This is a genomic window from Stenotrophomonas sp. B1-1 (assembly GCF_010894375.1).
GTDB lineage: Bacteria > Pseudomonadota > Gammaproteobacteria > Xanthomonadales > Xanthomonadaceae > Stenotrophomonas.
Window position 1 is genome coordinate 1 of the sequence record NZ_JAAIUZ010000015.1, and the last position, 9,747, is coordinate 9,747.

General features: G+C 67.4%; 11 protein-coding genes. 7 read left to right on the plus strand and 4 right to left on the minus strand.

All coding sequences use genetic code 11. From position 1 onward, the window contains the following. Nucleotides 1-160: 160 nt before the first annotated feature. Together G4G00_RS13140 and G4G00_RS13145 are read left to right on the plus strand one after the other, a co-directional pair. Complete coding sequence (locus G4G00_RS13140) at nt 161-766, plus strand: hypothetical protein (RefSeq protein ID WP_108752367.1); 606 nt, start codon at nt 161-163, stop codon at nt 764-766. Nucleotides 767-869: 103 nt separating this feature from the next. Next, complete coding sequence (locus G4G00_RS13145; protein WP_108761401.1) at nt 870-1,853, plus strand: aldo/keto reductase; 984 nt, start codon at nt 870-872, stop codon at nt 1,851-1,853. Between the two features lie 126 nt (nt 1,854-1,979). On the opposite strand, the gene G4G00_RS13150 is transcribed toward G4G00_RS13145, so the two are convergent. Continuing rightward, complete coding sequence (locus tag G4G00_RS13150; protein WP_108748785.1) at nt 1,980-2,876, minus strand: LysR family transcriptional regulator; 897 nt, start codon at nt 2,874-2,876, stop codon at nt 1,980-1,982. Nucleotides 2,877-3,295: 419 nt separating this feature from the next. Between G4G00_RS13150 and G4G00_RS13155 the strand changes: the two genes are divergently transcribed. Together G4G00_RS13155 and G4G00_RS13160 are read left to right on the plus strand one after the other, a co-directional pair. Then, nucleotides 3,296-3,508 carry a DUF4287 domain-containing protein gene (locus tag G4G00_RS13155; RefSeq protein ID WP_108752369.1) on the plus strand — a complete coding sequence of 71 codons (213 nt, stop codon included), beginning with the start codon at nt 3,296-3,298 and terminating at the stop codon, nt 3,506-3,508. A 322-nt stretch (nt 3,509-3,830) separates the two neighbouring features. Then, nucleotides 3,831-4,538 (plus strand): YitT family protein, encoded by a 708-nt coding sequence (locus G4G00_RS13160; RefSeq protein WP_108748787.1) that lies wholly within the window; start codon nt 3,831-3,833, stop codon nt 4,536-4,538. Between the two features lie 43 nt (nt 4,539-4,581). Here the strand turns inward: G4G00_RS13160 and G4G00_RS13165 are convergent, their stop codons facing one another. Both G4G00_RS13165 and G4G00_RS13170 read right to left on the minus strand, forming a co-directional pair. After that, nucleotides 4,582-5,127: a DNA-3-methyladenine glycosylase I gene (locus G4G00_RS13165; RefSeq protein WP_108755579.1), complete on the minus strand. Its 546-nt coding sequence runs from the start codon at nt 5,125-5,127 to the stop codon at nt 4,582-4,584. Continuing rightward, nucleotides 5,124-6,899, minus strand: a complete 1,776-nt coding sequence (locus G4G00_RS13170; protein WP_108752371.1) for a DUF4153 domain-containing protein — start codon at nt 6,897-6,899, stop codon at nt 5,124-5,126. The genes G4G00_RS13165 and G4G00_RS13170 overlap by 4 nt, the downstream gene beginning before the upstream one ends. A gap of 79 nt (nt 6,900-6,978) precedes the next feature. On the opposite strand from G4G00_RS13170, the gene G4G00_RS13175 reads away from it, so the two are divergent. Genes G4G00_RS13175 through G4G00_RS13185 form a run of 3 tightly spaced genes read left to right on the plus strand, consistent with a single transcriptional unit; the run spans nt 6,979 to nt 8,972 of the window. Next, complete coding sequence (locus G4G00_RS13175; protein ID WP_108748790.1) at nt 6,979-7,545, plus strand: YqgE/AlgH family protein; 567 nt, start codon at nt 6,979-6,981, stop codon at nt 7,543-7,545. Continuing rightward, nucleotides 7,538-8,005 (plus strand): Holliday junction resolvase RuvX, encoded by a 468-nt coding sequence (gene ruvX / locus G4G00_RS13180; protein WP_108748791.1) that lies wholly within the window; start codon nt 7,538-7,540, stop codon nt 8,003-8,005. The genes G4G00_RS13175 and ruvX overlap by 8 nt, the downstream gene beginning before the upstream one ends. A 16-nt stretch (nt 8,006-8,021) precedes the next feature. Beyond that, nucleotides 8,022-8,972, plus strand: coding sequence for an aspartate carbamoyltransferase catalytic subunit (locus tag G4G00_RS13185; protein WP_108752372.1), 951 nt, complete (start codon nt 8,022-8,024; stop codon nt 8,970-8,972). 109 nt (nt 8,973-9,081) lie between these two features. Here the strand turns inward: G4G00_RS13185 and G4G00_RS13190 are convergent, their stop codons facing one another. After that, nucleotides 9,082-9,573, minus strand: coding sequence for a transposase (locus G4G00_RS13190; protein WP_108754740.1), 492 nt, complete (start codon nt 9,571-9,573; stop codon nt 9,082-9,084). Nucleotides 9,574-9,747: the final 174 nt, after the last annotated feature.

Here is a 9,747-nt window from a genome sequence, read left to right on the forward strand (position 1 = left end):
CCGAGCATGCTGAAAGTGGGTCAAGCCTGCTTCCAGCAGACTTGACCACGAACATAGGATCTCGACTCTACCGGGGGGTTCTGCGATAGTCGCGCCGTCACCGCGTTCGCGGGACAGGGGGAGCCGGCACCGCGCCGGCGCGACAACAACAGGTTTGCACATGGAATTGCACGACCCGTACCGTGCGCCGGCGGCTGCGCCTGCGCGCCCGCCGGTGCTGCCGGCCACGCCGGCGCCCGCGCCGACGCCGCTGGCCAGCCAGACCGCGTCCACCGCGGCGGTCTACTATTCGCCGCCCACCATGAAGATCGTCGCACTGTCCCTGTCCACCCTGGGCGTGTACCCGATGTACTGGTTCTGGCGGAACTGGCGGGCGATCAAGCGGGAGAGCGGGGGCGAACAATGGCCCTGGGCACGCGCGCTGTTCTCACCCATCTGGGCGTACTTCTGCTTCCGTGAACTGCAGGCCGTGGCCGAGAACCGGCGGCGCATCCTGGCGTTCACCCCGGGCATGCTGACGGTGTTCTACATCCTGCTGTGCCTGGTTGGCCAGGTACGCGGCGGGGTAGGGCTGCTCTCGGTGCTGGCGTTCATGCCGGTGCTGCCGATCAACAGCCTGCTGCGCCGCTACCACCAGGATGAGCGGGTGGACATGCAGCAGATGGACCGTTTCGGTGGTTGGCATGTCCTGCTGTTGATCGTTGGCGGCAGCGTGCTGCTGCTGGCACTGGTGTTCGGGGTGATGCTGGCCGGTCGTCGGTTCTGATACCGATTGATGAATTCCAGTCATGACTGACTGCCATCCAGGCCGTTCAATCCGGCGGCTTGGCAGGCGTATCGTCGTCGTTCCCCCTTTCAGGAACACGACGATGCAGACACGTGAACTCGGCCGCAGCGGATTGAAGGTTTCCACGCTGGGCCTGGGCTGCATGGGCCTGAGCCACAGCTACGGCACGCCGGTGGCGCAGGAGCAGGGCATTGCCCTGCTGCACGCGGCGGTCGAACGCGGCGTGACCTTCTTCGATACCGCCGAAGTCTATGGCCCGTACACCAACGAAGAACTGGTCGGGCAGGCGCTGGCGCCGTACCGCGACCAGCTGGTGATCGCCACCAAGTTCGGCTTCAAGCAGGCGCGCACCGATACCGGCCTGGACAGCCGACCGGAGAACATCCGCGCGGTGGCCGAAGCCAGTCTGAAGCGCCTGCGCACCGATCGCATCGACCTGTTCTACCAGCATCGCGTGGACCCGAACGTGCCGATCGAGGACGTGGCCGGTACCGTGGGCGAGCTGATTGCCGAAGGCAAGGTGCTGCATTTCGGCCTGTCCGAAGCCAGCGCGGCCACCGTGCGCCGTGCGCATGCGGTGCAGCCGGTGGCGGCGGTGCAGAGCGAGTACTCGCTGTGGTGGCGTGAGCCCGAGCGCGAACTACTGCCCACGCTGCAGGAACTGGGCATCGGCTTCGTGCCGTTCAGCCCGCTCGGCCGTGGTTTCCTGACCGGTGCGATCACCGCCGACACCACCTTCGCCGAGAACGACTTCCGCAACACGGTGCCGCGTTTCGAGGTGGAAGCGCGCCGTGCGAACCAGGCCCTGGTGGACCGCATCAGCACCCTGGCCGCGGCCCGTGGGGCAACCCCGGCGCAGGTGGCGCTGGCCTGGTTGCTGGCGCAGGCACCGTGGATCGTGCCGATTCCCGGCACCACCAAGGTGCACCGCTTGGAAGAGAACCTGGCCGCTGCGGACCTGCAGTTGTCGCCGCAGGAACTGCAGCACATCGCCCAGGTGCTGGACGAAGTGGCGATCGTCGGCGAGCGCTACAACGCGCAGCGCGCTGCGCAGGCCAAGGGCTGACCTGATCTGTGGTGATGCGGACCGGTGGTGGTGGGTGCGGACCGTTGATTGTGGGTGCAGACCGTTGGTGGTGGGTGCGGACCGTTGGCGGTGGGTGCGGACCGTTGGTCCGCACTCCTTCAGCTTTCACCCCATCGGCCCGCGCAGCGCGTCCAGCACGGTGCGCATGGCCACGCTGACATGGCGGCGTGACGGGTAGTAGGCGTAATAGCCGTCGAACGTGGGGCACCAGTCATCCAGCGTCGACTGCAGGCGTCCGTCGTCCAGCATGGCCTGCACCTGGTCTTCGGGCAGCCAGGCCAGGCCGCTGCCGGCCAGCGCGGCGGTGCGGGTCATGCCCATGGTGTTGAAGGTCCATTGCCCAGACACCCGCACGCTGAGCTCGCCGCCGTCGCGGCCGAAATCCCAGGGCATCAGCCCGCCATGGGTGGGCAGGCGCAGGGTGATGCAGTTGTGCGCGGCCAGATCGTGGGGGTGCACCGGCGCCACGTGCTGGCGGAAGTACGCCGGTGCGCCGACCACGCGCATGCGCAGCGGTGGGCTGATCGGCACGGCCACCATGTCGCGGGCCAGGCGTTCGCCCAGCCGGATGCCGATGTCGTAGCGCTCGGCGACGATGTCGGCCAGGCCGTAATCGGTGGTCAGTTCGACGTTCAGGTCCGGGTGCTGCTGCAGCAGCGGCGCCAGCCGGGGCCAGGCCAGGTACTCGGCGGCGTGGCCGGTGGCGTTGATGCGGATGGTGCCGGCCGGGCGCTCGCGGTACTGGGCCAGGGCGGCCAGTTCATCTTCGATTTCCGCCAGCCGTGGGGCCAGCGACTGCAGCAGGCGCGCGCCGGCTTCGGTGGTGGACACGCTGCGGGTGGTGCGGGTCAGAAGGCGTACGCCCAGGCGTTCTTCCAGGCCTCGCATGGCATGGCTCAGTGCGGACTGGGACACGCCCAGCTGCGCGGCAGCGCGGGTGAAGCTGCCCTCGCGGGCGACGTGGACGAAGGCCTGCAGGTCATTGAGGTTTTCACGGGGCATGAGGGGATGATACGGCCGGGCTGCGCCCGGCACCTGCCGAAGCAACGTCAACGTCAACGTCAACAGCAACGTCAAAGGCGGGCTATCCGTGGGATGGCGGGGTGGGTCCGGTTGAGGGGGACGGCGCAAGTCCCCCTCCGGGGCCCGGCCCAGCCGCTGGCGGCTGGGCGTTCGGGCGCTTGCGAAGCAGTGCTTCGCAAGCAAAGCGCCCTCACCCATGTAAGCTCGGTCGCCGCATCCATGCGGCTCACGCCCCCTCAACCGGACCCACCCCGCCTTCGACAGTTTCCTGCGATCTGTCGGTATTGCACGGGGTCGGATCCCGGTGCTGTGCAACGGGCTCCGACCCCGTTGTCGTGATGTTGTCGATTTGTGGTGGTGTGGTTCGTCTAATGAATGACGTTCAACAGGAGCTGCACATGAGTACTGACACCCCGCCGAAAGGCCCGGCTTCGTATTTCCCTTCCATCGAGAAAACCTACGGCCAGCCGGTGGCGCACTGGCTGGGCCTGCTGGCCAAGCAGCCGGGCCTGAAGCACATGGAACTGGTCAGCTACCTGAAGGCCGAGCACGGCCTGGGCCACGGCCACGCCAACGCCCTGGTCGCCCACCATCTCAAAGCCGCGCGCTGACCCCCGCTTCACCGAGCGAAGCGACCCGCGTTTACTTTTTTTTTTTCTCACGTGGCTGGACGGCGCACGGAACCTGTCCAAGGCCGGGCGGGGTGGGGGCGCGGGACCGCAGGCGCCATGGATGGCGCCTACGAGCCCCCATGGACGGGTTTACGGCGTGTCCCGCGCACCCACCCCGCCCGGCCCAGCCGACGAACCACGCAATGCCGCCCAGCCACGAGGGGCTGCGCCGTTCGCCGGCAACCCAACTGAATCGATTTCATCTGCAACTGTCATCGGGATCGTGTCTAATACGCGTCCCCACTGCTGCACCCCCACACCCATGTCCCTGCATTCCCATGGCCCCGCGCCGTGCGACGACGCTGACGGCCACCTGGTCACCGCCGGTCCGCTGACACCGCCGCCGGACAGTGCCGGCACCCCGGCCGACGACAAAGCACTTCGCCATTCCGTCGCCGAAGACGTGCAGGGCATGGTGCTGGCCATGCTGGTGGCCTCGCTGGGCCTGGCCATCTTCGCCAAGGGCGGGCTGATGATCGGCGGCATGGCCGGGGCAGCCTTCCTGCTGCACTACGCCATGGGCTGGAACTTCGGCCTGGTGTTCGTACTGGTGAACCTGCCGTTCTACTGGGTGGCCGTGCGCCGCATGGGCTGGGAATTCACCCTGAAGACCTTCGCCGCGGTCACTGCCTGTGGCGTGCTGACCGACATCCTGCCGCGCTGGGCGGACTTCTCGCACATGGCGCCGCTGTACTCGGCGCTGGTGGGCGGCGCGCTGTCCGGCCTGGGCATCCTGTTCTTCATCCGCCACCGGGCCAGCCTGGGCGGCATCGGCATCCTGGCGGTATACCTGCAGCGCACCCGCGGCTGGAGTGCCGGCAAGGTGCAGATGTCCTTCGATGCCTGTCTGATGGTGGCCGCGTTCTTCGTGCTGTCGCCGTCGAAGGTGATGTACTCGGCCATCGGCGCGGTGGTGCTCAGCCTGGTGCTGATGTTCAACCACCGCCCCGGCCGTTACATGGGAGTGTGACCGCACATACTGCGTTCGCCGGGTATGGCCCGGCGGATCTGCATCAGCGGCCGGCCGCCTGCAGCCACGGCGGGGCCAGCTTCACCAGCCGCGCATGCACCGGGCAATCCTCGGCGTGCGCACCGGGCAGGTAGCCCAGGCTCATCAGGAATTCGCCGGTGATCTCGCCGCCGGTGAAGCGGAAGGTCTTCTTGAACAGCTTCACCCAGTCGGCCTTGCTGCGCGGGTGGTGGGCATCCAGCCATGCGGCGAAGCTGCCGTGCTGCGCGCGCAGCTGCTGGATCACCTGGGCGTTGTGGATCGCGGCCAGCACTTTCAGCCGGTTGCGGATGATGCCGGTGTCCGACAGCAGGCGTTCGATGTCCTGCTCAGCATAGGCCGCCACGCGGTCCACGTCGAAGCCATCGTAGGCCGCACGGAAGCCCTCGCGCTTCTTCAGGATGGTTTCCCAGCTCAGCCCGGCCTGGTTGATTTCCAGCACAAGGCGTTCGAACAGTTCGCGTTCGTCGCGCTGCGGGAAGCCGTATTCATGGGCGTGGTAGTAATCGTGCACCGGATGGCCCGGGGCGATGAGGCAGTATCCGCTCATTTGCTGCGCCTTTTACCGAAGTCGTTGTTGTACTGCAGGGTGGACGCCTGGTCATCCAGCAGGAACTCCGGCCAGCGGCTGTCCCGCAGTTGTAGACGGCCTTCACGCAGCGCCTGGTTGGCGGCCTCTGCGCCGAAGTGGATCTGCCCCACGTCCGTCCATTGTCCCTCGTCCAGGGTGTGCAGGTCGCACTGCGGACCCCATGCCCTTCGGATCTGGCACAGCAGCACGTCCGGCTGCCCGTCGCCGTCCAGGTCGCGCTGCAGGGCGATGCAGCCCTCGTTGCTGGACAGGCACTCGGTGCTGTCCAGGTCATCCAGCACCGCCTGCCACCAACTGTCTGGCGGCGATGTGCTGCCCTTGGCCAAGTGGATGCGCGCCTTCAGCGTGGCCAGGTCGTAGACGCCGGCGTCCGCCAGGCTCTCCATTTGATAGCGGTGCAGCTTCTTGCCGCTCAGTTGCTGGGCAATGATGCTCGAGGCGCGGCGGTCGGCCTGGATGGCGGGGTCCTGCTGCAGCCTGCGCAGCGCTTCCACGCCCTTACGTCCGCTGTGTTCGCGCAGGTAATTGACGTCGCGCACCACCAGTTGCGCGGGGTTGCTGCGCAGCCGCTCGGCCACACTGGTCGCGGCGATGCGCGCCGGGTCCAGTACGGGGGAATTGCCCAGCACCGCCACAGCGACGACCACCCAGCTCATCACCCGGTTCACCGGTTCCACGCCCTGCAGCCAGCGCTGCCCGGGCCGGACCACGGCCAGCGCGTAGCCCAGGGCGTAGCCGGCGGTGATCAGCGCGGCGGCCGTGGCCCAGAAACGATCAATGGTCCAGCCGTACTGGCCGATGCGCAGCGCCAGTGCGTACAACGCCAGTCCGGCGTAGATCGGCAACGTCAGCAGGCTGGCTTCCACCGCACGCCGCAGCAGGCGCGGGTAGGGCAGTTCACTGTCGCTGCGCTGGTACACGGCATTGACCAGGCAGATCAGCAGCAGCGCCAGGGTCAGCAGCTCCTTGGCTGGCGAACGGTGACCTGCGCTGCTCATCAGCCCGGTGAAGGGCAGCGACACCACGAACAGCACGGCGATGAAGGCCAGCAATGGCAGCAACGCGCGGCAGATCGCGAACAGCACCTGGCGGGTGATCTGGATGGCGCGGTGCTGAGTGCGCCCGATCAGCACACCGAACCCGGCCAGGGTGCCGGTGGCCAGTGCCACGAAAGCGCGCTCGGCGAACAGTTGCTCGAAGAAGGTCACCCCTACCAGCGTGAACAGGGCGGCCCACAACCACAGCAGCATCCAGCCGAGGCCGGTGAACACCGCCGCCTGCAACAGCACCAGCCCGTTCTGCCAGGCACGCTCGAACAGGGCGGCGTGGTCGGCGCGCCAGGACCCGTGCTGCAGCCGGAACTGCCACCAGGGCAGGGCCACGAAGGTCGCCACCGCCAGGCCCAATGCCAGCGGATCACGCAGCGCGGAAATCCAGATGCCTTCCATGCCGCGCAGGTTCCAGCCCACCCAGCCGGCCAGCGCCACCACCAGCAGCGATGCCAGCGCCGCATGCAGCCACAGCCGGCGGTCCTTCAGGTCGACCAAGGTCAGGCCGAGCGCCGTGGGCACGGTCAGCACCCAGGCATTCCAGCCGTAGCGGCAGGCAATCTCCTGGAAGGGCGTGGTGTCGTTCAGTTCCTGCGCGGCGTACAGCGCCAGACCCTGCAGCAGTGCGATCAGTACGATCATGCTGCGCGTCGGCCACGCCAGTGGTGCGTCCTGTTGCATGGGGTTTCCTCCTTGGATGCGGCCATCCTAGACCATGCCTTCGCGCCCGCGTGCGGCCCCAGCAGGTAGAATGGCCGCCATGCCTGTAACGCCTACTTCCCTTGCCGACCACCTGCTCGTCGCGCTGCCGTCGCTGACCGACGCCACCTTCGCCCGTACCGTCGCCCTGATCTGCCAGCACGACGAGAACGGCGCCATGGGCGTGCTGGTCAACCAGCCGTCGGAGTACACGCTGGGCGAGGTGCTGGCGCAGATGGACATCGCCACCGGCGATGGCGAGCTGCAGGCGCGCATGGTGCTCAACGGTGGGCCGGTACACCCTGAACGCGGCTTCGTCATTCATGACGATGCCCGCGCGTGGGATTCCAGCCTGGCAGTGGGCAATGGTCTGTTCCTGACCACCTCGCGCGACATCCTGGAAGCCATGGCCCGCGGCGAAGGCCCGGCCAATGCGCTGGTCACCCTGGGCTGCGCCGGCTGGGGGGCAGGGCAGCTGGAAAGCGAACTGGCCGAGAACAGCTGGCTGACCGTGCCGGCCGATGCCGAAGTGGTGTTCCAGCTGCCGCTGGAACAGCGCTGGCAGGGCGCCGCGGCGCGTATCGGCGTGGACCTGTTCCGCCTGACCGACTACAGCGGCCATGTCTGAGCCGGCCGTGATCCGCCGCGATGGCACCGTGCTCGGCTTCGATGTCGGCTCGCGGCGGATTGGCGTGGCCATCGGCAGCGCGTTCGCCGCGCATGCCCGCGCGGTGGCCGTGGTGGATGTGCACGGCAACGGCCCCGACTGGGCCGCCGTGGAGCGCCTGATCAAGGAATGGAAGCCCGACGGCCTGGTGGTGGGCGATCCGCTTACCCTGGATGGCCAGGACCAACCCAACCGCAAGCGCGCGCAGGGCTTCGCCCGCCAGCTGCGGGAACGTTTCAAGCTGCCGGTGGTGATGATCGACGAGCGTTCCAGCTCGGTCGAAGCCGCCCGCCGTTTCGCCGTCGAGCGCGCCGAAGGGCGCAAGCGCCGCCGTGATGCAGCCGCGCTGGATGCCGTGGCTGCGGCGGTGATCATCGACCGCTGGCTGTCGTCCCCCGACGACGCCATCCCCATTCCCTGACTGCACGACGCCTGCCATGACCGCCCAGCAACTCGATGCCTCCGGCCGCCTGCGCCACCTGTTGACCCTTGAAGGCCTTCCCCGCGAAACCCTGGTGCAGCTGCTCGACCGCGCGGGCCAGATCCGCGATGCGGCCGTTGGCCGGGTTGGCAACAAGCGCCAGGTGCTGGCCGGTTCGGCGGTGTGCACGCTGTTCTTCGAACCGTCCACCCGCACCCGCAGTTCGTTCCAGCTGGCGGCACAGCGCCTGGGCGCCGACGTGCTGAATTTCGATGCCTCCACGTCTTCCACGCGCAAGGGCGAGACCGCCTGCGACACGTTGAAGAACCTGGAAGCGATGGGCGTGCGCGGCTTCGTGGTGCGCCACCCCGACGATGGCGCGGTGGCGGCACTGGCCGCCGCGGCCGGCGAGGGCACCGCACTGGTGAACGCCGGCGATGGCCGCAGCTCGCACCCGACCCAGGGCCTGCTGGACATGCTGACCCTGCGCCAGGCCAAGGGCCCGGACTTCTCGAAGCTGAAGGTGGTGATCGTCGGCGACGTGAAGCACTCGCGCGTGGCCCGTACCGACCTGCATGCGTTGCGCACGCTGGGCGTGGGCGAGATCCGCGTGTGCGGCCCGCAGTCGCTGCTGCCGGACGATGAAACCCTGAAGGGCTGCGTGGTCGGCGACGACTTCGACGCCATGCTGGAAGGTGCCGATGCGCTGATGATGCTGCGCCTGCAGCGCGAGCGCATGGAAGAAGGCCTGGTGCCGTCGCTGGAGCAGTATCACGCCCAGTACGGCCTGACCGCCGCACGCCTGGCCCGCGCCGGCAAGGACGCCGCCGTGCTGCACCCGGGCCCGATCAACCGCGGCGTGGAAGTGACCGACGAAGTGGCCGACGGCCCGCAGTCGTGGGTGCTGCGCCAGGTCGCCAACGGCGTGGCCGTACGCATGGCCGTGCTGGAAACCCTGCTGGGTTGACAGCTGTATTGGTGGGTGCCGACCGTTGGTCGGCACACACCCCGCCCAGGTAGGTGCCAACCTTGGTTGGCACACCCAGCGCTCTGGTAGGTGCCAACCTTGGTTGGCACTATTCGTCAGTGCCAGTGGATCCCAGACAACCACTTGGCGATTCCAGCTCCCATTCGCACCACGCGTGTCGATATTGCCCGACCTGTACCGCCAACCCAGCTCTGATCGGGTTACCCATCAGATACATCGCATGCCGGTACAGCGATTCATCTGATCGAATCGCGTGATCGTGATAGCCGCCCTGCCAAAAGCGCCCGATTCGCCCTGAGGATCGATTCACCTGCTGTGCCGTGCGCGACTTGAAACGCTTCATCACCGTTTCAAGTGTTCCTGCGCGCAGTTCGACCAGCCAATGAATGTGGTCGGGCATGACTACGTAGGCAATGGAACGGGTGAAGCCTTCCTGGTCGAGGCGCTGGAATTCGCGGATCGCCAGTTCTGCAGCAGCGTCGCCGGCAAGCAACGGAGCGCGGCCATGCACAACGGTGGTGAGGATGTAGCTGAGGCCGATGCTGGAGTGACGGCCGAGCAGAAGTCGAGGGCTGTTCATGGAAGCAAGCATGGGCGGGCCTGCCTGCGGTGAACATCGGGGAATGACTGGGCCTTGGGTAAGCGTGTGCCAACCAAGGTTGGCACCTACCAGAGCGGTGCGTGTGCCAACCAAGGTTGGCACCTACCGGAGCGGTGCGGGTGCCAACCAAGGTTGGCACCTACCGGAGCGGTG

Bases quoted from the DNA above. Each gene is read 5' to 3' on its own strand.
- G4G00_RS13155 (WP_108752369.1), top strand. From the start codon at position 3,296: ATGAGTACTGACACCCCGCCGAAAGGCCCGGCTTCGTATTTCCCTTCC.
- G4G00_RS13170 (WP_108752371.1), bottom strand. From the start codon at position 6,899: ATGCAACAGGACGCACCACTGGCGTGGCCGACGCGCAGCATGATCGTA.
- G4G00_RS13140 (WP_108752367.1), top strand. From the start codon at position 161: ATGGAATTGCACGACCCGTACCGTGCGCCGGCGGCTGCGCCTGCGCGC.
- ruvX (WP_108748791.1), top strand. From the start codon at position 7,538: ATGTCTGAGCCGGCCGTGATCCGCCGCGATGGCACCGTGCTCGGCTTC.
- G4G00_RS13160 (WP_108748787.1), top strand. From the start codon at position 3,831: ATGTCCCTGCATTCCCATGGCCCCGCGCCGTGCGACGACGCTGACGGC.
- G4G00_RS13175 (WP_108748790.1), top strand. From the start codon at position 6,979: ATGCCTGTAACGCCTACTTCCCTTGCCGACCACCTGCTCGTCGCGCTG.
- G4G00_RS13185 (WP_108752372.1), top strand. From the start codon at position 8,022: ATGACCGCCCAGCAACTCGATGCCTCCGGCCGCCTGCGCCACCTGTTG.
- G4G00_RS13165 (WP_108755579.1), bottom strand. From the start codon at position 5,127: ATGAGCGGATACTGCCTCATCGCCCCGGGCCATCCGGTGCACGATTAC.
- G4G00_RS13150 (WP_108748785.1), bottom strand. From the start codon at position 2,876: ATGCCCCGTGAAAACCTCAATGACCTGCAGGCCTTCGTCCACGTCGCC.
- G4G00_RS13190 (WP_108754740.1), bottom strand. From the start codon at position 9,573: ATGAACAGCCCTCGACTTCTGCTCGGCCGTCACTCCAGCATCGGCCTC.
- G4G00_RS13145 (WP_108761401.1), top strand. From the start codon at position 870: ATGCAGACACGTGAACTCGGCCGCAGCGGATTGAAGGTTTCCACGCTG.